Genomic DNA, 25,733 nt, shown 5'->3' on the forward strand with positions numbered 1-25,733 from the left:
ACCTATGATAACGGTCTTGGTGGATTTAGCCAAGCCTATCAGGTGTATAGAAGGTAACCATCCATTTGTTTTTAACGCTAATAAAAAACCCGCCTAGAGAGCGGGTTTTTTATTAATAGATGCTAGTTTTATTAAAGGTTTTACGCAAATACTTTTAAACGCGCGCGACCATTAACGACGGCTTGCTTCACTTGATTGGGTGCTGTGCCACCTAAATGATCACGAGCTGCCAATGAGCCTTCTAGTGTTAAAAAGTCAAAAACATCGTCACCAATAGCATCGCTAAACTGCTGTAGCTGTGCCAAGGATAAATCACTCAAATCGACGCCTTCTTTGATACCTAAAGCGACGGCATGACCAACCACTTCATGGGCATCACGGAAAGCGACACCGTTACGCACTAAATAGTCTGCCAAATCAGTCGCTGTCGCATAGCCTTTCATGGTAGCAGCGCGCATGTTTTCTTTATTTGGGGTGATGTTTGGTAGCATGTCACCAAAGGCCAATAAACAGCCGGTAAGCGTATCGACGCAATCAAAGAGTGGCTCTTTGTCTTCTTGGTTGTCTTTATTGTAGGCGAGGGGTTGGCTCTTCATCAGGCTGAGCAAGGTCATGAGTTGACCAAAGACGCGTGCTGCTTTACCGCGTACCAATTCAGGCACATCAGGGTTTTTCTTTTGCGGCATGATAGATGAGCCGGTACAGAAGCGATCTGGTATCTGCACAAAGTTAAACTGCGCTGACATCCACAGGATAATCTCTTCGCTCATGCGTGACATGTGCATCATCAAGATAGAAGCAGCTGATGTGAACTCAATAGCGAAGTCGCGATCTGAGACAGCATCAAGCGAGTTTTGGCAAATGCCTTCAAAGCCCAACAGTTCAGCGGTAATCGTACGATCGATTGGGAACGTCGTGCCAGCAAGCGCGGCACTACCAAGCGGCATCTGATTGATACGGCGACGCGCATCGACTAGACGTTCAGTATCGCGATATAACATCTCAAACCATGCCATCACGTGATGACCAAAGCTGACTGGCTGCGCGGTTTGCAAATGGGTGAAACCAGGCATGATGGTATCAGTATGCTGCTCAGCCAAATCTAATAAGCCACTTTGCAAGCGCACTAACAAGGCAATGATATTATCAGTCTCTTCGCGCAGCCATAAACGGATATCGGTGGCGACCTGATCATTACGGCTACGACCAGTGTGTAGCTTTTTGCCCACCGCACCGACGATATCTGTCAGGCGTGATTCAACGTTCATATGCACGTCTTCAAGCGCAATCGACCAGTTAAATTCACCAGCTTCAATCTCTTGCAGCACTTGTTGTAGACCGTCAATAATAGTGGCAACATCATCAGCACTTAAGATGTCACATTCTTTAAGCATGGTTGCGTGTGCAATCGAGCCTTGAATATCGTGCCGCGCGAAGCGTTGATCGAAGCCCACGGAGGCAGTAAAGGCAGCGACGAAGCTATCGGTTGCTTCACTAAAGCGCCCGCCCCACATCTGCTGACCTTGACTGCTGGTCGGGCTGTTTTGTACCGCAGCGTTTGTTATAGAAGCATCTGTGCTAAAATCAGCGACAGATGAATTTTTATTTGAATCAGGATTACTAGGGTGTGAAGAATTGGCGTTCATATCGGTCTAAGACAAATCAAGAGAATAAGAGCCCAAGTATAGCAAATGATGAGGTTGCCTTACTAGCTGCGCGCTTAGAGTTTTTTATTCCCAAGCTCATGGACGTCATGAGACCTTGGCAGTGGCTGCTTTACATCTTTTTTTGGTCGCTGTTCGTGACGGTGATTGATCGTCATGACTTGGCAACTTGGTCAGAATTTGTGATTAAATTCATGAGCCGATTTTTACAAAACACAGTAAGTATCATACCATCATTATACCTAGTAGATTATTTACGCCCTGTCTTTACACGCATGAGCATCGTCAAAGTCAGCATTTATATTCTTGCGCTACTCATGCTAGCTTCTGCAATATCAATGACATTAGTCATGCTTATTATGATCAATGTGGGCTGGCTTGAATACGATCTGCAAGCTTTTATTATCAATGTTCTGTTTGATACCATCATTGGTGGCGGCTTTACCTTGGTGTTTCTACTGTATTTTTTACGTCGCTATCGTGAGGTTAGTGCGCTCAAAAAATCGTTTGAGTATAAATTGACTGCACAAAACGATGTGATTAAAGCACGCCTTGCCCCGCATTTCTTCTTTAATACCATTAATACTTTAGTATCCCTTATTGAGTCCAACCCTCCTCGGGCAGCTGATTTACTACAACACGTTTCCGCGTTATTCCGTGCCAGTTTTGAAGGTGCCCGAGAGATTAGTTTTGAAGAAGAAATCGCGCTTTGCGAGCATTATCTTGCCATTGAATCTATTCGTTTGGCGGACAAGCTCATCATCAATTGGCGGCTACCTGACGAGGATGTCATGTATGACATGGTCATCACTGCTTTGATGCTCCAAAGCGTGATTGAAAAGATGCTACTCAATGTGGTTGAAATGACCACCGAAACCATTTATATCGATATTGAAGTAACGTGGCAACAGCATCGCGTGACGATTACCATCAGTGTGCAACTGCCCAAAAAAACCTTAATGGTTCACTATGATTTACGTCAGCACATGAATTTTTATATTCAAGCCGAACGTTTACGCGCCTACTTTGGCCAAAGTGCCGACATTCAAAGTACCGTCACTAGTAAGCAAATCGTTACTGTCATAGATTACCCTCTTCAAGACGTCAGTCTATGATTTTTATCTGGTTATATTCTCTTTAGTAACTGACCGTGGCATATTTATTGCAGCATTTATACTATTATTATTTTCGTTATTAGTTTTAAAGGATGGCGATAACAGCTTAAGGATAAATGTTATTATGTTACTGATACGATTAAAGAAATATACTAGGTACGCCGTAAGAAAGGAGTTTCCATGCGGATTGTAGTTTGTGATGATGAGCCGTTAGCACGTGAGCGTTTGGTTAGGATTGTGCAGGAGTCGGGTCATCAAGTGGTTGCGCAAGCAACGACAGGCGCAGAAGCCATCGTGGCAGTGAAAACTCAACAACCGGACATCATTTTATTAGATATTCGCATGCCTGAAATGGATGGGGTTCGCTGTGCGCAAGAGCTTGCTAAGCTTGAGCACCCGCCAGCGATTATTTTTGTCACTGCTTACGATCATTATGCGATTGCCGCGCTAAAAGCCAATGCGATTGGTTATTTATTAAAACCAGCCAATAAAGATGAACTGCTAGAGGCACTTGCTAAAGCGAAGAATCTAAACGCAGCGCAGTTAAATGAGATTCGTAAGCTCGAAGATCCAATGGCACGTCCCGTCCGTGAACATATTGCGGCACGTACCCACCGCGGTGTTGAGCTGATTAAGCTCAAAGATATTTACTACTTTACGGCTGATCAAAAGTACGTCAAAGTTCGTCATAAAGACGGTATTGTCCTCATTGACGAGACCCTAAAAGAGTTGGAGCAAGAGTTTGAAGACCGCCTGTTTCGGGTACACCGTAACGCTATTATTAATCTCAGATTTTTGGACTTTTTAGAGACCTTAGATGCGGGACAGTATCAGATACGGTTTAAAGGTATTGATGAGACGCTAGCGGTTAGCCGCCGCCACCTGCCAGCGTTACGTGAAAAAATTCAGAGTATGTAACACACCATTGTCATAGCGAAATAATCATCCCATATCATCAAACCCTTATTTATGCTTAAATAGGGGTATTTTTTTGCGTTGGCAGTCATGGTAAATGGTCTTTATCGATAGTTTATAATGTAAATTTGCATGACTGTTTCGCATTGACATCGCATGAATATTGCACTGTCGTATCGAACTTATTGAGGCCCTTTATGAGCAATCCGCAGCAACCTGCTTTGACCACTTTAAATATCGCCACACGCCAGAGTCCGTTGGCGCTATGGCAAGCTGAACATATTCGTGATCGCCTGCTAGAGATGTATCCTGACTTGACCATTAATCTGCTAAAAATTGTCACTAAAGGTGACAAAATTTTGGACACGCCATTGGCCAAAATCGGCGGTAAAGGTTTGTTTGTCAAAGAGCTTGAGCAAGCGCTGTATGAGAACCAAGCAGATATCGCCGTGCACTCATTAAAAGACGTGCCCATGCAGTTGCCGAAAGGCTTGATGCTGGGTGTTTATTGCAAACGCGCTTCACCAACGGATGCTTTTGTTTCCAATACTTATAATAGTATTGATGAGTTGCCACAAGGTGCGGTGGTTGGCACGTCAAGCTTGCGTCGTCAGTGTCAAATCAAAGCCTATCGCCCCGATCTACAAATCAAAACCTTGCGCGGTAACGTTGGTACCCGTTTGGGTAAGCTGGATGCTGGCGAGTATGATGCGATTATTCTAGCGACCAGTGGTTTACAGCGTATTGAGCTTACCGATCGCATTCGCGGCGAGCTTGATATTGATGCTTGCTTGCCTGCGGTTGGGCAGGGTGCTCTGGCAATTGAATGCCGTGAAGGTGATGACGAGGTGATAAAATTGCTTGCACCGCTAAATGATGATAAGGCTCGTATTCGCCTTATCGCTGAGCGCGCGCTAAACCGTCATTTAGAAGGCGGTTGCCAAGTGCCGATTGCGGCTTATGCCGTTCTACAAATGGCTGATGAAACAGCTGCCAACAACGATGACAATGGCGATAACGGTAATAACGACAATGGCAATGTGTTGTGGCTCCGTGGTCGAGTAGGTCAAGCCGATGGTAGCCAGTTATTAAAGGCAGAAAAGCGTGTCACATTAGTCGGTACGCAAGAAGAGCAAGAAATACAGGCCAATCAACTTGGTATTGATGTTGCCAAGCTCCTACTTGCCGATGGTGCTGGTGCTATCTTATCAGCGATTTATCATCCTGAATAACATCTTAGTGAATAACATCTTAGTGAATAACATCTTAGTGAATGATATCTGAGTAGATAATATTCGAATAGATACTATCTAAGTAGATAACATCTAAGAATAGTATTTCTGTATGGTGAGTAGCTCAATCATAGAATGGTAATTACTTATACTGACTCTGATTACGCTCACTTTAATTTCATAAGCATTGTTTCATGGTCGGTTTATGCCTTGTTCAACATCACAGTTCACGGATTCGCCTCACTCAACTGAGCAATCATCAGCGCTGCCGCAAGTAGTCATCAATACTCGCCCGATAGAGCGAGCAGCGCCACTGACACAGTGTCTACAAGCGGCAGGGCTGTCGGTCATTGAGATGCCGATGTTGGCATTGCAAGCACGTGTAGCGACCGATGAAGACAGAAAAATGATGCGGCAATGGCTGGCTGGTGACTATCAAGCATTGGTTATTGTCAGTCCGACCGCTGCGGCCTCAGGGTTAGCCATGTGGCAAGCGCTTGAGGTTGAGCGTCACAAACAGAACAACATTACTGAGCTGGCAGAGTCCGCATTGGCGGCGCTAGAGACGCCAAGCCATTTGATTGCGGTTGGTGAGGCGACTGCTGCTGTCCTCAATGATGCCAAGCTACCGGTGGCAAGTTATCACGTGCTTCAACCTACCATTGCCAATAACGAAGGTATGTTGGCGATGCCTGAGATAGAAAGTCTACAAGCGGGCGATAAACTATTGATATGGCGCGGGCTTGGCGGACGTCGTCTGCTGGTCGATACCTTGCAGGCGCGCGGTGTACATATCGATAGTATTGCTTGGTATGAGCGCATCATGCCTGACGAGGCGCAGAGTCAATATGAGCAATGGCTACAAGATTTTCAGGCACAAAACGTATTAAAAACCATAGCATCAGCAGACAGAATAAAGCCCGTCGTCGTGATCAGTAGTGGTACTGCCTTTGAGTATTGGGCAAGTATTGTTAAAGCAACAGTAGTAAAGGCTTCAGAAGCGACGAATTTAGAAGCAGCTGCAAACAAAAGCAAGATCGACAATGCAGTGCTTAAATTATCAGACTTTACTTATATCGTATTGGGCGAACGCTTGGCAAACATGGTCGCAGAACAGCAATTGAGCTATTGGCGTGTGGAAGATTTGGCGCCGGAAACCATTCTGGCATCCATTAGCGCTAAAGTCCTATAGAAAAAACGATTTCTTAATAACCAGACAACACTTAAAGCGTGATACGCTTTTTTTGTTCGCTTTAAATAGGTTTAACCCTACCCATAACGGTACTGTCTTATGTCAATAAATTCTGAATCATTATCTAAGGAACCTTCTGCTATCCAGCAGCGTCGGCAAGCAAACACCTTGTTGTTGCGTCTACAATGGTTGGTGATTTTGCTACTTATCGCGGCATTATTAGTCTTATATATTAGCCATCAACGTTTTCAACATAGCGTCAATGAGCGTCTGCAAAGCAACGAGCAGGTGGTCAGCCGTCTAAATGAGATGGATGATCGCATATTTGCCATGAGTCAGCAGACCTTACCAGAGCCGAGCGTAGCGACCAATAACCAAGCTCAGAATCAGCTGGATTTATTGCGTATTCAAATACAGGCAGCCAATAGATTATTGGCCGACAATAACGATAGCGCAGCGATAGACTTACTACGTGGTCTGCATTGGCAATTGGCACAAAACAGCAATGAGATTGCCCCAGCGTTGACCGTGGTCATTAAGCAAAGCTTGCTCAAAGATATCGAACGCCTGCAAGCACAAAGTGCACAACCAAGCCCGTGGCAAATTCAAAATCTAGCGATTCAAAATATTCAAGATTTTTTGCACAGTCATGAGCGTGCCACGAGCAGTAATAGTAATAGTAATGACACTAGCAATAATAATGGCAATGAAGGCACTCAGAAAAGTAGAGCAGTAAGCAATAATAACCTTGCTTTGACACGCCGCCAACTAACCATTCATGAAGTTATTATGACATTGAATTTAGCGAGCCAAGCTAGCAATATGCGTGAACAAGATCAGCTGGTCAGCTATCTGACGCAAGCTCGTAAACAACTAAAAACCTTAGTGCCACAGTCTTCTATGACTGCTAGCAAACAACCTGCGCAAGCAGCAAAAAATGCGACGAGTGCTGCTGAAAGTACAAACGATCTGGCCAAGAACTTAGAAACAATGAAAGCGCCAAGCGATATTCCAGAAGTACTCGATTGGTTAGATAGACTGATTGCCAATGCACCAAAACCAAAGCCACTGTTGACCACGCAAATTTTGGACAAACCGCAACGTTAATGAAAGGTGACGTCAATGAATAAATATTATTTAAGACAATCGTCTATATCAATATTGAAAGATAAGGTTAAAACATGGATCAGCCAAATAGAACAGTCGGTTTTGCCACTGAGGTACTAAACGATAGTCGTCCTGACGAATTGGCGCATTATCCTGTTATTCATCATCAGCCGATTCACTGGGGTGAGATGGATGCGTTTAACCACTTAAACAACGTCGTCTATTACCGTTATGCTGAGTCAGCGCGTATTGCGTATTTGCAGACGTTAGGGATGTTTGATGGCAGCATGGTCACCGTATTAGCACAATCCAGTTGCCAGTATTTGCGTCCCGTGACTTATCCGGATACTTTATTATTAGGCGTTCGTTGTCAACGTTTGGGCAATACAAGTATAACCATAGAGTATCGTTACTATAGTACGGCGCAATTGGCTATCGTTGCGACGGCTGAAGCAGTCGTGGTGCGCTTAGAGAGTGATGGCAAAACTAAGTTGCCTTGGACAATCGAGGAGCGCGAACGACTGCTCGCATTAGAAACAGACGTTGGACACACGCCTAAATTTTAAAAATTAACACCTCATAAATATAAAAAGGCACGCTAACATTACGCTAGCGTGCCTTTTTTAAGCTTGATTTTTCGACTCAATAACGCAAACAGATTTTAGTCTTGCTGCGGCGCATGCACAAAATCAACCACGTTCAGATCAAAGCCTGATAATGCATAAAACTTCATTGGTGATGACAATAGGCGCATATCACGGACACCTAAATGACGTAATATCTGTGCGCCAACACCAACGCTACGATACGGCTGTTGAGTAAGCGTTGATTGCGATTCATTGTCTGCAGCTTTGTCTAACGCATCCCCTAAATCAACCGGCTGGTTACTACCAATCCAAACCAATACACCGCGATCTGAGGCGCTAATTTCTTTTAGTGCCGCTTGTACGCTCCAGCCACTACGGCCAGTCATGTCATTTTTAGCTGCAAACAAATCACGTAATGGATGGAAGCCATGAACACGTACCGTACTGACGCCTTCGCTGACATCGCCTTTGACTAATGCTAAATGGGTCTCATCAGCACCAAATTCACGGAAGCGATGCAAAGTGAACGTACCATGTTCAGTCTCAAAAGGATGTGATTCTACTTCTTCTACTGTTTGTTCATTGGCGATACGATAGTTGATGAGATCAGCAATCGTACCAATTTTAAGGTCATGCTCTTTAGCAAATATTTCAAGATCATCGCGGCGTGCCATCGTACCATCAGCATTGATGATTTCGACGAGCACAGATGCTGGCTCAAGACCTGCTAAGCGTGATAAGTCACAACCTGCTTCTGTGTGGCCAGCGCGATGCAATACGCCACCATCTTGCGCAATGATAGGAAAGATATGGCCAGGCTGTACAATATCTTCAGCTTTAGCAGTAGCAGAAACCGCTGCCTGAATCGTACGGGCGCGATCGGCAGCAGAAATACCAGTCGTAACGCCTTCAGCCGCTTCGATTGATACAGTAAAGTTGGTGCTGAATTTAGCTTCGTTGCGTTCAGACATCAGTGGTAAAGACAGCTGATGCGCACGAGCTTGTGAGATGGTCAAGCAGACTAAGCCGCGAGCATGGGTAATCATAAAGTTGATATCTTCAGGGCGCACATGGGTCGCTGCCATGATGATATCACCTTCGTTTTCGCGGTCTTCATCATCCATCAAGACGACCATTTTACCAGCACGAATGTCTTCGATAATCTCAGGAATCGTATTTAAACTCATAGTAAATCTCAATGTCTTATTATTTATAGATAGGTGTGATTTGGAATATAGAGCATTATCTACCTATTGTAGCAGCAGATGATACAAAGCGCTGTTACGGTCAAGCAAAGCGCGCTATCAGTAATGTCATTCAATAAAAAGTGACGCACTTAATAGCTTGTATAGTTCATTATGAGGTCATTTTAACGCTTTTCATCGCAACGTGCTGTGTCATCTTCCCACTATATCGTTCAGTATGTCAAAAATCGTCATAAGTATTATCAATGATTGCTATCATTTGTGCATTAAAGCGTACATTAGATAATGAACCGAGCCGTGTCATGCATGGTTAGTCATTACTTGCTGCTTGGGTTTTTAGCCAATCCATAAATTGCTTGCTGTGTTGTTCGCGCTGATTGTCTGCAAACTCATAAAAGCGTGTGCCAATTAAATTGTCTGGCAAATATGATTGCGGATAGTAATGGTTGGGATAATCGTGCGGGTAGATATAATCCTGACCATAGCCTTGGTTACGCATCAGTTTGGTCACGCCATTACGTAGATGTAGCGGCACAGGGGAGGCATCCTTCTCTGCCAATGCCATCGCAGCATTAATCGCTTTATACGTGCTATTGCTTTTGGCACTGGTCGCCAGATAAACCACCACTTGCCCTAAAATTAGACGTGCCTCAGGCATGCCAATAGATTGCACACTACGCAACGCTGCATCAGCAAGGAGTAGGGCATTGGGGTTAGCATTACCGATATCTTCACTGGCCAAAATCACTAAGCGCCGCGCAATGAAGTCGGCAGGCTCACCGCCCACCAGCATCCGCGCCATCCAATACAAAGCTGCATCAGGATCGGAGCCACGGACAGATTTTATCATTGCCGATACGATATCGTAATGCTGCTCACCATCTTTGTCGTAACGCACCAAAGCGGTTTGCGCCACTCGGCTAACCAGTTCGTCATCAATGATAACTGGCGACTGTTTAGCATCAGCCGTTTGAATGGCAAGCTCTAATACATTCAGCGCCTTTCTAGCATCACCATGTGCCAGTTGGCTAATCGTATTTTGCGCTTGTAGATCGATAGTCAGATTTTGCAGAATGTTATCTTTTTGCATGGCTCGTTGCAATACTGCGCTGATTTGCTCTGGTGTCAGAGGTTCTAGGCGATATACTTGGCAACGTGATAGCAGGGCGTTATTGACACTAAAGGAAGGATTTTCAGTGGTCGCACCAATCAAGGTAATATCACCAGACTCTACAGCGCCCAGTAATGCATCTTGCTGAGCTTTGTTAAAACGATGAATCTCGTCGATGAACACCACTGGTGATTCGAAGTTTAAAGAATCTTTGGTATCTAGCACTTCACGCAATTGCTTAACGCCAGTATTCAAGGCGGATAGCGCATGAAAAGGCCTGCCAACTGCATCAGCGAGCAGCATGGCAATGGTGGTTTTGCCAATGCCAGCTTCACCATGCAAGATAATGGACGGCAGGTGTCCTTGCTCCACCAAGCGTCTTAATGGCGCACCCGCTGCTAATAAATGTTCTTGACCAATAATAGCATCAAGAGTCGTGGGGCGCATACGCTGGGCGAGTGGGGTATCGGCATGAAAGTTAGGCGGCATAGGACTCTCTATTATAGGGTCGGATAGTTATGACTTTACTACAATGACAGAGTGACTTGATGAAGCTGTTTTGTACAGAGTAAATATTCGGCAGTCGCCATTTTTTGTAGAAAAACAAAGTTATTTGATAATCAGTATTAGACATCAGTGGTAAAAATAAGCTAATTTATACAAACAGCCCTTAATCATTGCTCTTCATAACTATTATAGTTGAGCGGCTAGGCTAACGTAGATTGACGTTAAGAAAAATCGGCTAAGTGTACAGCTTATGTCTTAGATACTTGTTTTTCAATGCTTGTTTTTCCATGCTCGTTCTTCAGTGTTTGGGTTTCAATGCTTGGGTTTCAATGTTTGTACCCCTATTTAATGGTTTAGCATGATTCACTAGCCTAAGGTAACTCATTAACCATGTATCAACAGACTCTCAAGCAGTTTTTACAAGCAAGATTTTCAAAAAAACAATCACGAAAGCTGACTGCTGGCGAGATAGCGCTCGCTCATTCGGTATTCGGTAACAGTATCACCCTCGATGACGTTCACCTTAAAACCGCGCGCTGGGTACTCAAAAATTATGCGGTCAGCCCTAATGGTAATATTTACTTTCATCCGGCAGATTGGATAGCAGATTTTAGCCATGCGTCCATTGGTAAGCAAAGTTGGCTCATACACGAGCTAACCCACGTTTGGCAGCTACAACAAGGATTAAAGGTAGTACGCGGTGCGATTATCAATCGCCGTTATGATTATGTGTTAGAAACAGGTAAATCCTTTTTTACATATGGTATCGAACAGCAGGCACGCATGGTACAAGACTATTTCGTACGTCGGCAACTTGGCAAAGACTGTCAAGATCTAGAAGCTTGTATTCCATTTCTGAGCGTACATGCTGTGAATAATACGACAGGTAAAAAGTACGACTAAAAAAATGACATAAAGCAGCAATGGATTGCTGTGATAATTCTAACTTTTATTATTTTGCATTAACAAAGGATATGTACTCTGATGTTTAAATTTTTGCCAGAAACGCTGGATAATGAGGTTCATGATAGCGACATGAATAAAAGCTTCTCAGACAAAAGCACCAGCTCTCTACGTTATCCCTCAACGGTACTTGTGGTAATGCTAAGCGGCATATTGCTATTGAGTGGTTGCCAGCAAGCAGACACGCAACCTGAGCCAAAGGACAGTCAAAGCACTGAACAGACGAGTGCTGAAGACAGTCAACCAATGCCGCAAAGTGATTCAGCTGCTGCGCGTATTAAACAGTTTCAGCCGTTGTACGTCGCTCAAGCACAAGGGTTGCAGCGTCGGCTACAAGCAGAGTACGAATCGTTGCAAGCTGCTGATGCGTCCGATGGCGATGCTTTATTGCTCGAAGGAGCAACTCAGGACACTGCTAATCAGGCCACCGCTAATCAGGCCAGTGCCCCAGTGACTGATAGTCTTAAGTCAGGGGCAGAGGCCATCGACAGTAATGAATCTGAGCAAGCATCAGTGCCAGTGGCCACTGATAGTGCGGTTAGTACGGATACTGAGATGAATACCAGTACTGAAGTTGGTGAGCGCGATTTGACTGTACTTAAGCGTATCAGTCTTGAGCCGCGTAAACCTGTGATGATGACTGAAGAGCAAATGATAGAAAGCTACCAACAAGCGATGGACGCGCTCTATCAACCAGTAACGACACCGCTCAGTGCAGAGGATAGCGATACTTTAATTAATATAGCCACTTTGACACCGCAGTTATTCGAACATGCAGAAATCGCTGGCAGGGTCAGTGCAAAAAGCCCAGCGCTGGCTCGCTTGATTATTCAACACCAAGTCTGGGAGCAAATAGAAGCGCAGCAAGTCATCGATATGCAACAAATGAAGGTTGATCAGCAACAAGAGTTTGAGACATTGATGACTAAGTTTAATGACACCATCGAAGGGTATGATGAACAGATTGCTAAATATGAGCAGACACTAAAAGAATTCCAATAACTGACGATATTGCGCACGTTTGAATCAGCAATTATATATAATAGAGCTAATATATTTATCTAAAACTAAAAGCATAAAAATCCCGCACGATGGCGGGATTTTTTATTGCTCAAATACTATTTAGCTTACTTGCGATCTTCGACCTTTACAAAATCACGGCGCGTTTCACCAGTATATAACTGACGTGGGCGACCGATTTTGAATGGTGCACTGTGCATCTCTAACCAATGGCTGATCCAACCAGAAGTACGAGCCAATGCAAAGATTACGGTAAACATTGACGTTGGGATACCGATAGCTTTCAAGATGATACCAGAGTAAAAATCAACGTTTGGATATAGGTTGCGCTCGATGAAGAACGGGTCTTCTAGTGCAATTTTTTCTAGCGCCATTGCCAATTCAAGCTTAGGATCATTGATACCAAGTGCTTCTAATACCTCATCACAAGTCTCTTTCATTACTTGCGCACGTGGATCGAAGTTTTTGTAGACACGGTGACCAAAGCCCATTAGCTTCACTTCACGGCTTTTTACTTTTTCCATGAATTCAGGCACGTTTTCAACAGTACCGATTTCATCTAGCATCTCAAGAACGGCTTCGTTCGCGCCGCCATGTGATGGTCCCCAAAGGGCTGCGATACCAGCAGCGATACACGCATAAGGGTTAGCACCCGTAGAGCCTGCTAAACGTACCGTTGACGTAGAAGCGTTTTGCTCATGGTCAGCATGCAAGGTAAAGATTTTGTCCATTGCACGAGTGATGACATCGTTTTTCTGATAATCTACATCAGCAGGCGTTGCAAACATCATGTATAAGAAGTTTTCAGCGTAGTTAAAGTCATTACGCGGGTACATGAACGGTTCGCCCTGAGAGTATTTGTAACTCATTGCAGCAAGCGTTGGCATTTTAGCAATCAGACGAATAGCTGTGATTTCACGATGCTCTTCGTTACTGACGTCTAGGTTGTCATGATAGAAGGCTGATAAAGCACCAACAACACCAACCATAATAGCCATTGGATGCGCGTCACGACGGAAGCCTTCAAAGAACTTACGCAATTGGTCATGGACACCTGAGTGCTTACGGATCTTTTCAAAGAAATCTGCTTTTTGCTCGGCATTAGGCAATTCGCCATGAACAAGCGCATAAGCCACTTCTAAATATTCAGCGTTGTTTGCTAATTGATCGATAGGGTAGCCGCGATGCAATAACTCGCCTTTGCCGCCATCAATAAAAGTAATTTTTGATTCAACAGGTGCGGTTACTTTAAAACCAGGGTCATAAGACCAAAAGCCCGACTCTTGTAAAGCCGCAACATCGATAACTGGGCGCCCTAAAGTACCTTTAATAATTGGAAGTTCGTATTCTTTACCATCTACGGTTAGTTTGGCGTGAGTGTCAGCCATAAATTCCTCTCCATTGGTTGTAACTTGTTAGAATAAAAATATACCGACGCACAGCCTCGCGCCATTACTAGTAAAACGGTCAAAATGTTTTTAACGTATTTAATATGCAGGCTATATTAGCAGCAATTCTCTATGATTTGAAAAAACTTTTAGCAGCAAAGGCACCAACTGGTGTGGTTTCATAGTGTCTATCTACTGTAAATTTTGTATCAAAATATGTCTGCTTGGTTATTTTGCTTAAAAACTGCCCTTTTAGAGCGTTAAGGCAAACTCTATTATGCGCATAATATCTGCATCGATTTACCAAAATAGAGCAAAGCGTATTTTGGCTATCTATGCTAAAAACAGACTGCGTATGAGTAGTAGGCGAACGGAATGGGTCATCTAATCCTCTGAGCTGAGTCGTCAGGGGGGATTTAGTATTGCACAAATTCGCTTGTTTGTTAAATAAGCCTTCTTATTTCATTAGTTTAGGGATAAATTTGTAATTGTCGCCCAGTCATTTTATAATTAGCGTTACTTAACTGGCACTCGCTTTGTGCGAATTGATAAGTGGTCATGATATAGTGTCGTTTAAAGCTGACTCTATCTATATTTAGTGACGACTAGACGGTGACTGTTTAGACCAGAGCTTTACGTGATGGTCTGATAGATCTTGTTAACTGTCCTATTTTTAAGTAATGAGCCTATTTTAATTAATCCGCTTATGGTTCATATTGATGTAGAGAAGACAGTGATCTTTTTCTATGTGAAAAGTATCAGTAAAAATAGAATAGTTAATCGCTCTAACGAATAGTGCGCTTACTTGTTGGTTAGTCGATGAGCCGCTATTAAAAAGCTTATCAATTTAACGAGTCCTGCTACACCGTTTACCATCCGACCATTTCTTCATATTTAGCGCAAACTAAACGAAGTCAGCTAGCTCTTCCTTACTTTATTCGTCTCGTGTGTTGCTCAATACCTAACTTGATACTATTTATATCAAGCAGTGGTTGTTAGCAGATACAGGAGTATAACCGCAAAAAGGATGCCCGCTGTGAAAAGCAACCGACCTATTGATCTGCCTTTAAGCCAAGTGATTAGCGTTAATCGCTCACCGATTGCGATCGCCTCAATCTTGCATCGTATCTCTGGCATTATTCTATTTTTATTGATTCCTGTCATGCTGTGGTTACTACAGAACTCATTGGCGTCGCCTGAGAGTTTTGAGACCGTATTTGACAACGTACTTGTGCGCTTTTTAGCATGGATATTCGTTGCGGCGATTGCTTATCACTTTGTGATGGGTATCAAGCACTTATTTGCTGATATGGGCATGAATGAAGAACTAAAATCTGGCCGCACTGCGTCTATGGTTAGTTTTGTGATTGCAGCGATTCTAATTGTCGCGTCATTTGTATGGGTGATGTTCTAATGATTAAAAATGATTCAGGAATCAAAAGTGCGACTGGTCTGACCGGTTCAGGCTCACGCGATTGGATTATCCAGCGTATTAGCGCTGTCGTTTTAGCTGTTTATAGTGTGGTATTGCTGGGCTTCTTTTTGACGCACGGCGACGTTACTTATCTTGAATGGTCATCATTCATGACCAGTCTGCCTATGCGTTTATTTAGCTTAGTGGCGGTACTTGCACTAGCTGGCCATGCTTGGGTTGGTATGTGGACCGTGTTCACTGATTATATTACCACTGGCAAACTAGGCTCAAGCGCAGCAGGTCTACGCTTAGTGCTACAGTCATTGATGATTATTGCTATTTTAGTGTTTTTATTTTGGGGCATCATGATTTTTTGGGGTACTGGTTTCGGTGTTGTTGCCGTTTAACTATAGCCAATCATAGCGTTGGATATTACTGACTTAGTCAGTCACTTATATAATAGGTGCGCTATGGTTTAGTCAGTGAGCGAACCCAATATAAAGATAGATATGCAAATTAGGTGGCTAAAGGTTGTTTGCGTCATCCACTTTGATAATTTCAAGTAGGGGCGAGACAATACAGTGTTTTGTCCAGCAATAGGATGATTTTGAGACAGCCTTTTTATTTACTTCTAAGCATTAACAGGCATTAGGAAAACCGTAATGGCAACTAGACAAGATAATACCATTAGTAATATTAAGACCCTCAACTACGATGCAGTTATCGTTGGTGGTGGTGGCTCAGGTATGCGTGCTTCACTACACTTGGCAGAAGCGGGCATGAAGGTTGCAGTCCTGACCAAAGTATTCCCAACGCGTTCGCACACGGTTGCTGCTCAAGGTGGTATCGGTGCAAGTTTGGGTAACATGAGCAATGATAACTGGCATTTTCACTTTTATGATACCGTTAAAGGGTCAGATTGGTTAGGTGATCAAGACGCTATCGAATATATGTGCCGTGAAGCGCCAAAAGTCGTCTATGAGCTTGAGCACATGGGCATGCCGTTTGACCGTAACGAAGATGGCACGATTTATCAACGTCCGTTTGGTGGTCATACATCAAACTATGGCGAAAAAGCGGTACAACGTGCTTGCGCCGCTGCTGACCGTACAGGTCACGCACTATTGCACACGCTATATCAAAAAAACCTAGAGCAAGGTACTGAGTTCTTTATCGAGTGGATCGCTCTTGACTTGATCAAAGACGAAGCCGGCAACATCAATGGCGTTATCGCACTTGAGCAAGAGACGGGTACTGTAGCTGTATTCCAGTCACCGATTACTGTCCTAGCGACAGGTGGTGCAGGCCGTATCTTTGCCGCATCTACCAACGCTTATATCAATACTGGTGACGGTATTGGCATGGCGGTCCGTGCTGGAATTCCATTACAAGACATGGAATTCTGGCAGTTCCACCCAACAGGCGTTCATGGTGCAGGCGTACTATTGACCGAAGGTTGTCGTGGTGAAGGCGCTATCTTACGTAATAAAGATGGTGAAGCATTCATGGAGCGTTATGCGCCAACTGTGAAAGACTTGGCACCACGTGATCTCGTATCACGTTCTATGGATCAAGAAATCAAAGAAGGCCGTGGTTGTGGCCCTAATGCGGACCATATCGTTATGGATATGACGCATCTAGGTGTTGAAACCATCATGAAGCGTTTGCCATCAGTATTTGAGATTGGTAAAAACTTTGCCAACGTTGATATCACTAAAGAGCCAATTCCAGTAATCCCAACCATTCACTATATGATGGGCGGTATTCCAACCACGATTCATGGTCAAGTAATCACTCCTGATCTAGAAGCGGGTACGGATGACGAAGGTCTATACACGAAAGGCACTGTCGTTAAAGGTCTTTACGCTATTGGCGAATGTGCTTGTGTCAGTGTTCACGGTGCCAACCGTCTAGGTACAAACTCACTACTTGATCTATTGGTATTTGGTCGTGCGGCAGGTAAACATATCGTTGATGAATTCCATCATGCCGATCACAACTATAAACCACTTGATCCACGTGTCCTTGATTTTACAGTGAAGCGTTTAGACAAACTGCAACAATCGACTGAAGGCTATAATGCTCAAGACGTTGCGGACGAAATTCGTGCGACCATGCAGACACATGCCAGTGTATTCCGTACGCAAGCGATGATGGACGAAGGCGTTGAGAAAATCTTAGCGCTAGGCGACAAAATCGACCAGATTCATTTGGCTGATAAATCACAAGTCTTTAACACGGCCCGTATCGAAGCTTTCGAAGTGGCTAATCTATATGAAGTGGCTAAAGCAACAATGATATCAGCAGCGATGCGTCATGAAAGTCGCGGCGCACACAGTGTGTCTGATTATGACCGTCCAGAAGATGATGACTATGCACCAAACGGTCGTAACGATCATGACTGGATGAAGCATACGCTTTGGTACTCTGAAGGCAACCGCATTATTTATAAGCCAGTTCGCAAAGTGCCATTGACCGTTGATTATATCGAGCCAAAAGTTCGCGTCTATTAATTTTTGACTGCGCCGCTGGTCTCTATGAACAGCGTTAACGTTTTATCCCTTATTAATTTATTAAAAAGGTGACCGCCAGCTACATGCTCATGCCAGCGCTGTGATAAAGATACTCTATCTAGCGCTGATATGTTGCAACCTTTGTACGCCCGCCATCACCTACGTGTGGAGTTTAGCATTATGAGCCGAGGTACTCGCACCATCGAAATCTATCGCTACGATCCTGATCTGGACGCAGCGCCACGTATGCAAACCTATACAGTTGAGTTGTTAGACTCAGATCGTATGTTGCTTGACGTGTTATTACGCCTGAAAAAGGAAGATGAAACCATCACCTTCCGTCGCTCTTGCCGTGAAGGCATTTGTGGCTCTGATGGCATGAACATCAATGGCAAAAATGGTCTAGCCTGTCTTATCAACATGAACACGCTACCCGAAAAAATTACTGTTCGTCCGTTGCCGGGTTTACCTGTGGTTCGTGATTTGGTCGTCGATATGAACCAATTCTACGAGCAGTATGAAAAAGTACACCCGTACTTAATCAACGATCAGCCAGCACCGCCAACAGAGCGTTTGCAGTCACCTGAGCAACGCGAAAAGCTAAACGGTCTGTACGAATGTATTCTATGTGCGTGCTGCTCAACCAGCTGCCCATCGTTCTGGTGGAACCCTGATAAGTTCCTAGGTCCATCAGCATTACTGCATGCTTATCGTTTCGTCGCTGATAGCCGTGACGGTGATACTCAAGCACGTTTAGCTCGCTTAGACGATCCGTTTAGCTTGTTCCGTTGCCGCGGTATCATGAACTGTGTATCAGTTTGTCCAAAAGGTTTGAACCCTACCAAAGCAATCGGTCATCTACGTAACATGCTGATAGACCAAGCAGGTTAAACGAGTTAATCGCTGCCTAGTTTATGTACATATCATAATGAAACACCGTCTCAGTATTAGGCGGTGTTTTTTATTAGCTAGATTTGCGTATGGGTAGGAGATAGAAGAGGTATTTCTGTTTACTATTTGGAGAGGCGCATTTGGCTAAAACGCGTTAAATCGCTGGTCAAAAGTAAGCCAGTATTAACAATACGTTGGTGGTATGTAAGAAGTCCTGTTATGTAAACGAACTGTCTATATAATTAGCAGTAGAAATGCACGGAGTAAGAGGTTTATAATAGATATTCATTATGTAAATACCTACTATTGAGCAAACAAACTATGTCGTGCAAGGCATGCATGCTAAGCTATACAGCAATGTATGTTTGCCAAAAATGACAATAAATATCCTTCATAAGAAGACATTTCAGCGAAAACAGCCAATTTATAGGCTAGCTGAACGATAGGGTATTTGCAAAAGGTATTATCATTAATAAATTGGTTATAGCTGATAGCAGTATATATAAATTAATGTTGTGAAACGAGTCAGACAAGAAAACTGGACGTTCACAAATAATTTTATCAGATGGCTATTGTTTGAGCTGAGTGTTGTAGTAGCGCCATCATTATTACTTGACATATTTTTATCGATAATGATGAACGCTACTTATTACAGTAAGAACAACGATGCCTTATATTAGTTATCAGAATATTAGTCATCAGAAATTATTAGTCATCAGCAATAGCAAATCTTATTACTGTTTAAGCTCAAAAGTCAAAATATCAAATGTACAACGAACGACACAATAATAAGCACGATTCCATTCATTTATCTATCAAATAGACGATTATTATGAATAGTATAACTAAAGAAGCCGCAGACGTAGAACATACTGAACTGGCCGCTGATAATGCCAACTATATCGAAGTGCTTTATGAGCAATACCTGACTGACCCTACTAGTGTTGATACGGATTGGCAAGCGTATTTCGAACAATACAAATCGCCAAACGATGCTCAGCATAATGCTATTAAAGACCAGTTTTTGTTACTTGCTCGCAATCAAACGGCGAACAAGGGCACTCCTGCAGCCACAACGACTAGCAATGCAGCTGACTGTGCCGATCCTAAGCAAATGGGCGTACAGCAGCTGATTTCTGCTTATCGTCGCCGTGGTCACCGCCGCGCAAAACTCGATCCATTAGATCTGCACCCACGCGCTGAAGTAGAAGATTTGACGCTTGAGTATCACAATCTTTCAGAAGCCGATCTAGACACCATATATCCCACCAATGATTTGAATATTGGCAAGGACGAAGCACCGTTACGTGAAATTATTGAAATCATGGAACGTGTTTATAGTCGTTATATCGGTATCGAATATATGCATGTTACCACCAGTACAGAAAAGCGCTGGATGGAAAAATATCTCGAAAGCAATCTGGGTTATATTGAGTTTGATAAAGACAAACGACTCTCTATCCTTGAGCGCTTAACCGCTGCCGAAGGCTTAGAGAAATATTTGGCGCGTAAATATACGGGCGTCAAGCGTTTCGGTCTAGAGGGTGGCGAGAGCTTTATCCCTGCTATCAATGAAATCATCCAACGTGCTGGCGGTTATGGCACCAAAGAGATGGTTATCGGTATGGCGCATCGTGGGCGCTTGAACTTATTGGTGAATATCTTAGGTAAAAAACCTGCTGATTTGTTCGACGAGTTCGATGGTAAAGTTCAGCCAGAAAAAGGCTCAGGCGACGTTAAGTACCACAACGGCTTCTCATCTAATGTGATGACGCCAGGTGGCGAAGCGCATTTGGCTTTGGCTTTTAACCCGTCGCACCTTGAAATCGTTGCGCCAGTATTGCAAGGGTCAGTACGTGCCCGTCAGGTTCGTCGTAATGACCAACCTCTTTTAGACAATAAAGGCGGTAACTCAGTCTTGCCAATCGTCATCCATGGTGATGCTGCTTTTGCTGGTCAAGGCGTGGTTCAAGAAACGTTCCAAATGTCACAAACTCGTGCTTACACCACTGGTGGTACGGTACATATTGTGATCAATAACCAAGTTGGTTTTACGACCAGTCGTCAAGAAGATGTTCGCTCAACTGAATACTGTACTGACGTGGCAAAAATGGTACATGCACCTATTTTACACGTGAATGGTGATGATCCTGAATCGGTCGTGTTTGCCGCACAATTGGCATTAGATTATCGTCATCAATTTGATAAAGATATCATCATTGATCTTTTCTGCTATCGTCGTAACGGTCACAACGAAGCAGATGAACCTTCTGCCACTCAGCCTTTGATGTATGCCGTTATTAAGAAACTGCCGACGACTCGTACTATTTATGCACAGAAGCTTATCGCAGATGGTATCTTGAATGCTGAACAAGAAAAGCAATACGAAGATGAGTATCGTGAGTCTTTAGACCGTGGTGACTATGTTGCCAACTCATTAGTTCAAGAACCTAACGAGCAGCTATTTGTAGACTGGAAACCTTACCTAGGACATGATTTGGTTGATGACTGGGATACCAGTGTCGATATCGAAATCCTAAAAGGTTACGGACGTCGTATGGCTGAAATGCCAGAAGGCTATAAGCTTCAGCGCCAAGTTCAAAAAGTCGTTGATCAGCGTTTGGCTATGCAAACTGGCGAAGAGCCTCTTAACTGGGGTGCTGCTGAGACATTGGCATACGCATCTTTAGTCGATAACGATAAAGTATTGGTTCGTATTACTGGTGAAGATGTGGGCCGCGGTACTTTCGCTCACCGTCACAGTGAAATTTACAATATCGATGATGGCAGTATGTATGTGCCACTGGCTCATATGAGCGAAACACAAGCGCGTTTTGCCACCTATAACTCATTGTTGTCAGAAGAAGCCGTATTGGCCTTTGAGTATGGTTATGCAACGACCGTACCAAACGCATTGATCGTTTGGGAAGCGCAGTTTGGTGACTTCGTCAACGGTGCGCAAGTCGTCATCGATCAGTTCATCTCGAGTGGCGAAACCAAATGGCAGCGTGTGTGCGGTCTGACTATGTTGTTACCACATGGTTTCGAAGGTCAAGGCCCTGAGCATTCATCGGCGCGTCTTGAGCGCTTCTTACAGTTATGTGCTGAAGACAATATGCAGGTCATTACGCCAACGACGCCTGCGCAAATTTATCATGCCCTACGTCGTCAAGCAGTGCGTCCGATTCGTAAGCCATTGATCGTCATGTCACCAAAAAGCCTATTGCGTCATAAGTTGGCTACGTCAAATCTCGAAGAGCTGGCCAATGGTAAATTTGAGACTGTATTGCCAGAGATGGATGAGCACAACGCAGACAACGTGACTCGGATGGTGCTATGTGGTGGTAAGGTTTATTATGACTTGCTAGAACAACGCCGCGCGCTCTGTCTTGACCATGTCGCCATCATCCGTATCGAACAACTTTATCCATTGCCAGAAGAACGGTTGATTGCTGAAATTGAAAAATACAGCAACCTAAAAGAAATCGTTTGGACGCAAGAAGAACCGCTTAATCAGGGCGCTTGGTATTACTTGGCACCGAGTATGTTCCGTATTGTGGTACCGCATCCAACCAAGGCAAAAGTCATGGAGCCAGTAGCACGTCCTCCTAGTGCTGCCCCTGCGACAGGTTCTGCGAAATTACACGTACAACAGCAACAAGCATTAATCGCTGGCGGTCTTGGTATTAGTGTGGACGAATTGTCTAAGTAGCAGGTTGTCAAAGTAACAGACTAGATAAGACAAATGAATCAGGCGATGACAGTCAGTATGGTGTAAATACTTTAGATCGGTACTGACTGCCTATCACGACTTAATAATAAATAGCAATATCCAAATCTAAGGAGTATATCGATGGCTGAGATCAAAGCCCCCGTTTTTCCAGAATCGGTTGCCGATGGCACAATCGTTGAATGGCATGTCACTGAAGGCCAACAAGTAAACCGTGATGACCTATTGGCCGAAATTGAAACTGACAAAGTTGTATTAGAAGTTGTGGCACCTGATGATGGTGTGGTAACCAAAATCGTTAAGCAAGTTGATGATACTGTATTGTCTGATGAGTTAATTGCAGAGTTTGAAGCGGGCGCAAGTGGCGCTGGTGCAGACGACAGTAATGACGGTGATGCTCCTTCCGTGAATCCAGATCAGCCAGCTGCTCCAGTACAAGCAAAGCAAGCGGCAGATGGCGGCGAGCCAGTACAAGTAACAGATAAGAAAGAAGAAGCTGATCATAAAGATCAAAGCCCAGCAGTCCGTAAAGCGGCAAAAGAGAGCGGCGTTGATCCTAAAGACGTCGAAGGTAGTGGTCGTGGTGGTCGTGTAACCAAGACTGATATGGCAAGCCCAACGCTAAAAGCAGACAGCTCTATTAAGTCTGATAGCGGTCGCCCAGTAGCTGAATCAGCTGGTGAGCGCACCGAAAAACGTGTGCCAATGACACGCCTTCGTAAGCGTGTTGCTGAGCGTTTATTGTCAGCGACGCAAGAAACTGCGATGCTGACGACGTTCAACGAAGTTAACATGAAACCGTTAATGGACATGCGTACCAAATATAAAGATCAGTTTGAAAAGCGTCATGGCGTCCGTCTAGGCTTTATGTCGTTATTTGTCAAAGCAGCGACTGAAGCGCTAAAACGTTTTCCAGCAGTGAATGCATCACTGGATGGCGACGACATTGTTTATCATGGTTTTTATGATATCGGTGTAGCTGTATCATCAGACCGTGGTCTAGTTGTTCCTGTATTACGTGATACCGATCGCATGAGCATGGCAGATGTCGAAAGCCGTATCCGTGAACTTGGTGGCTTGGCTCAAAAAGGCAAGCTTGGTCTAGATGACATGACTGGTGGTACTTTCACTATTTCAAACGGTGGTGTATTCGGTTCACTCATGTCAACGCCTATCTTGAACCCGCCACAAACCGCTATCTTGGGTATGCATGCCATCAATGACCGCCCTATGGCAGTTAATGGTGAAGTTAAAATCTTGCCAATGATGTATCTTGCACTATCTTATGACCATCGTATGATCGATGGTAAAGAAGCGGTACAGTTCTTAGTTACTCTCAAAGAGTTGGTCGAAGATCCAACCATGCTCCTCTTAGACCTATAAGCTTCTAAGCTTGTATTGGCAACCGCCGATACAAGCTTTTTAACTTTGGTAGCGTGGTATAAATAGTTTTTTAATGATGCTACCGTTTCGAGTAGCAACGTCAGCAGCTATATTTTATTAGCGTTTTTTGATAAATAAATGTGTGGCGTTGATATAGTGTATTAACTAGCAGCGAGAAACATCGTTTATCTCTTAATAAAATAAACAATAGCATAAATGATAAATAAAATAGAAATAGGAACGTACTATGAAAGACAGTTATGATTTAGTCGTTATCGGCGGCGGTCCTGGTGGTTACGAAGCAGCTATCCGTGCAGGACAGCTTGGTATGAGCGTTGCTTGTATCGAAAAACGTGTTTATAAAGGTGAGCCAGCACTTGGCGGGACTTGCCTAAACGTTGGTTGTATCCCATCAAAGGCACTGCTTGATAGCTCGCATCGTTATGAAGCGACCAAGCATGATCTTGATGAGCATGGTATCAGCACCGGCGATGTCGCTATTGATATCGAAAAAATGATAGAACGCAAAGAAGGCATCGTTAAGCAATTAACTGGCGGTGTTGCGGCATTATTGAAAGGTAATGGCGTTGACTGGCTACAAGGCTGGGGCACGTTGGTTGACGGCAAAGGCGCTGACAAACAAGTTAAATTTGTCGCTTTAGAAGACGAAGCAGAAAGCACTATTACCGCTAAGAATGTGATTTTGGCGGCAGGTTCAGTGCCTATCGACATTCCAGTTGCCAAAACTGACGGCGATCGTATCGTTGATTCTACTGGCGCGCTTGATTTCACCTCAGTCCCTAAACGTTTAGGCGTTATTGGTGCCGGTGTTATCGGTCTTGAGCTTGGTTCAGTATGGCGTCGCTTGGGTAGCGAGGTTGTAGTCTATGAAGCACTTCCTAGTTTCTTAGCAGCCGCTGACAAAGACATCTCAAAAGAAGCTGGCAAAATGCTGAAGAAGCAAGGCCTTGATATCCGTGTCGATACCAAAGTAACCAATGCTGAAGTTAAAGATGATCAAGTGGTCGTCACTAGCGAAAACAAAGGTGAGTCATCTGAGGAAAGCTTTGACAAACTAATCGTTTGTGTTGGTCGCCGTGCTTATTCTGAAAAATTACTTGGCGATGACAGTGGCATTCAATTGACCGAACGTGGTCTTATCGATGTCAATGATCAGTGCAAAACCAATCTTGATGGCGTTTATGCCATTGGCGATTTAGTCCGTGGTCCTATGCTTGCGCACAAAGCAATGGAAGAGGGCATGATGGCTGTGGAACGTATTCATGGCGAAAAAGCTCAAGTTAACTATGACACCATCATCAATGTCATTTATACTCACCCAGAAATTGCATGGGTAGGTTTGACTGAGCAAGAAGCTGAAGCAGCTGGCTATGAAGTCAAGACGGGTTCATTCAACTTAGCAGCTAACGGCCGTGCATTGGCTCAAAGCGAAGCAGAAGGCTCTATCAAAGTAGTGGCTGATGCTAAGACAGATCGCCTACTAGGCATGCATGCTATCTCAGCCGGTGCTGGTGATATCGTCCATCAAGGTATGATTGCGATGGAATTTGTCTCTAGTATCGAAGACTTGCAGTTGATGACGTTTGCGCATCCAACGATGTCAGAAGCGGTGCACGAAGCGGCACTATCTGCAGATGGCCGTGCTATCCACGCTATCCAGCGCAAAAAACGCAAGAAATAAGCAGTTGCTCGTTTAATTATTATCGATTTACAACCTGATTGTGGTATCGCTATTTTGGCGATAGCCACGATCATGAGTGCGTCAGACGTATGAT

Annotated in this window: 19 protein-coding genes; 15 read left to right on the top strand and 4 right to left on the bottom strand. The window is 44.1% G+C overall.

What is annotated here, in order from left to right; genetic code table 11:
* Positions 1-140: 140 nt before the first annotated feature.
* Positions 141-1,514 carry an argininosuccinate lyase gene (argH, locus tag ACTQ9T_RS07070; RefSeq protein WP_440464864.1) on the bottom strand — a complete coding sequence of 458 codons (1,374 nt, stop codon included), beginning with the start codon at positions 1,512-1,514 and terminating at the stop codon, positions 141-143.
* Between the two features lie 113 nt (positions 1,515-1,627).
* Between argH and ACTQ9T_RS07075 the strand changes: the two genes are divergently transcribed.
* From ACTQ9T_RS07075 to ACTQ9T_RS07100, 6 genes are all read left to right on the top strand, one after another.
* Positions 1,628-2,779 (top strand): sensor histidine kinase, encoded by a 1,152-nt coding sequence (locus tag ACTQ9T_RS07075; protein WP_415195624.1) that lies wholly within the window; start codon positions 1,628-1,630, stop codon positions 2,777-2,779.
* 180 nt (positions 2,780-2,959) lie between these two features.
* A complete protein-coding gene (locus tag ACTQ9T_RS07080; RefSeq protein ID WP_010200781.1) occupies positions 2,960-3,697 on the top strand; it encodes a LytR/AlgR family response regulator transcription factor in 738 nt (245 codons plus the stop codon).
* Between the two features lie 194 nt (positions 3,698-3,891).
* Positions 3,892-4,926 carry a hydroxymethylbilane synthase gene (hemC, locus tag ACTQ9T_RS07085; RefSeq protein ID WP_440464597.1) on the top strand — a complete coding sequence of 345 codons (1,035 nt, stop codon included), beginning with the start codon at positions 3,892-3,894 and terminating at the stop codon, positions 4,924-4,926.
* Between the two features lie 205 nt (positions 4,927-5,131).
* Positions 5,132-6,118, top strand: a complete 987-nt coding sequence (locus ACTQ9T_RS07090) for a uroporphyrinogen-III synthase (RefSeq protein ID WP_440464598.1) — start codon at positions 5,132-5,134, stop codon at positions 6,116-6,118.
* 99 nt (positions 6,119-6,217) lie between these two features.
* Positions 6,218-7,225, top strand: coding sequence for a hypothetical protein (locus tag ACTQ9T_RS07095; protein ID WP_440464599.1), 1,008 nt, complete (start codon positions 6,218-6,220; stop codon positions 7,223-7,225).
* Between the two features lie 74 nt (positions 7,226-7,299).
* Complete coding sequence (locus ACTQ9T_RS07100; protein ID WP_440464600.1) at positions 7,300-7,791, top strand: acyl-CoA thioesterase; 492 nt, start codon at positions 7,300-7,302, stop codon at positions 7,789-7,791.
* A 95-nt stretch (positions 7,792-7,886) separates the two neighbouring features.
* On the opposite strand, the gene ribBA is transcribed toward ACTQ9T_RS07100, so the two are convergent.
* Positions 7,887-8,999 carry a bifunctional 3,4-dihydroxy-2-butanone-4-phosphate synthase/GTP cyclohydrolase II gene (gene ribBA / locus ACTQ9T_RS07105; RefSeq protein ID WP_189583552.1) on the bottom strand — a complete coding sequence of 371 codons (1,113 nt, stop codon included), beginning with the start codon at positions 8,997-8,999 and terminating at the stop codon, positions 7,887-7,889.
* Between the two features lie 328 nt (positions 9,000-9,327).
* Positions 9,328-10,617: a replication-associated recombination protein A gene (locus ACTQ9T_RS07110; protein ID WP_440464601.1), complete on the bottom strand. Its 1,290-nt coding sequence runs from the start codon at positions 10,615-10,617 to the stop codon at positions 9,328-9,330.
* Between the two features lie 408 nt (positions 10,618-11,025).
* Here ACTQ9T_RS07110 and ACTQ9T_RS07115 point away from each other — a divergent pair, with 408 nt between their 5' ends.
* Both ACTQ9T_RS07115 and ACTQ9T_RS07120 read left to right on the top strand, forming a co-directional pair.
* Positions 11,026-11,538, top strand: coding sequence for a type IV secretion protein Rhs (locus ACTQ9T_RS07115; protein ID WP_240216316.1), 513 nt, complete (start codon positions 11,026-11,028; stop codon positions 11,536-11,538).
* Positions 11,539-11,619: 81 nt separating this feature from the next.
* Positions 11,620-12,600, top strand: a complete 981-nt coding sequence (locus ACTQ9T_RS07120; RefSeq protein WP_440464602.1) for a hypothetical protein — start codon at positions 11,620-11,622, stop codon at positions 12,598-12,600.
* Between the two features lie 125 nt (positions 12,601-12,725).
* On the opposite strand, the gene gltA is transcribed toward ACTQ9T_RS07120, so the two are convergent.
* Positions 12,726-14,006 (bottom strand): citrate synthase, encoded by a 1,281-nt coding sequence (gene gltA, locus ACTQ9T_RS07125; protein WP_010200792.1) that lies wholly within the window; start codon positions 14,004-14,006, stop codon positions 12,726-12,728.
* Positions 14,007-15,033: 1,027 nt separating this feature from the next.
* On the opposite strand from gltA, the gene sdhC reads away from it, so the two are divergent.
* The 7 genes from sdhC to lpdA all read left to right on the top strand — a co-directional run bounded on the left by sdhC (position 15,034) and on the right by lpdA (position 25,639).
* Positions 15,034-15,420: a succinate dehydrogenase, cytochrome b556 subunit gene (sdhC, locus tag ACTQ9T_RS07130; protein ID WP_010200793.1), complete on the top strand. Its 387-nt coding sequence runs from the start codon at positions 15,034-15,036 to the stop codon at positions 15,418-15,420.
* 20 nt (positions 15,421-15,440) lie between these two features.
* Positions 15,441-15,827, top strand: coding sequence for a succinate dehydrogenase, hydrophobic membrane anchor protein (sdhD, locus tag ACTQ9T_RS07135; RefSeq protein ID WP_227500963.1), 387 nt, complete (start codon positions 15,441-15,443; stop codon positions 15,825-15,827).
* A 255-nt stretch (positions 15,828-16,082) separates the two neighbouring features.
* On the top strand, positions 16,083-17,933 hold the full coding sequence (sdhA, locus tag ACTQ9T_RS07140) for a succinate dehydrogenase flavoprotein subunit (protein WP_440464603.1): 1,851 nt from the start codon (positions 16,083-16,085) through the stop codon (positions 17,931-17,933).
* A gap of 180 nt (positions 17,934-18,113) precedes the next feature.
* Positions 18,114-18,824, top strand: a complete 711-nt coding sequence (locus ACTQ9T_RS07145) for a succinate dehydrogenase iron-sulfur subunit (RefSeq protein ID WP_010200796.1) — start codon at positions 18,114-18,116, stop codon at positions 18,822-18,824.
* Between the two features lie 832 nt (positions 18,825-19,656).
* Positions 19,657-22,536 (top strand): 2-oxoglutarate dehydrogenase E1 component, encoded by a 2,880-nt coding sequence (locus ACTQ9T_RS07150; RefSeq protein WP_440464604.1) that lies wholly within the window; start codon positions 19,657-19,659, stop codon positions 22,534-22,536.
* A 141-nt stretch (positions 22,537-22,677) separates the two neighbouring features.
* Positions 22,678-23,937, top strand: coding sequence for a 2-oxoglutarate dehydrogenase complex dihydrolipoyllysine-residue succinyltransferase (gene odhB / locus ACTQ9T_RS07155; RefSeq protein ID WP_210540907.1), 1,260 nt, complete (start codon positions 22,678-22,680; stop codon positions 23,935-23,937).
* Between the two features lie 247 nt (positions 23,938-24,184).
* Complete coding sequence (lpdA, locus tag ACTQ9T_RS07160) at positions 24,185-25,639, top strand: dihydrolipoyl dehydrogenase (protein ID WP_201589356.1); 1,455 nt, start codon at positions 24,185-24,187, stop codon at positions 25,637-25,639.
* Positions 25,640-25,733: the final 94 nt, after the last annotated feature.

The sequence above is a fragment of the Psychrobacter sp. ASPA161_6 genome (genome assembly GCF_051970285.1).
GTDB classification, from domain to species: domain Bacteria; phylum Pseudomonadota; class Gammaproteobacteria; order Pseudomonadales; family Moraxellaceae; genus Psychrobacter; species Psychrobacter glaciei.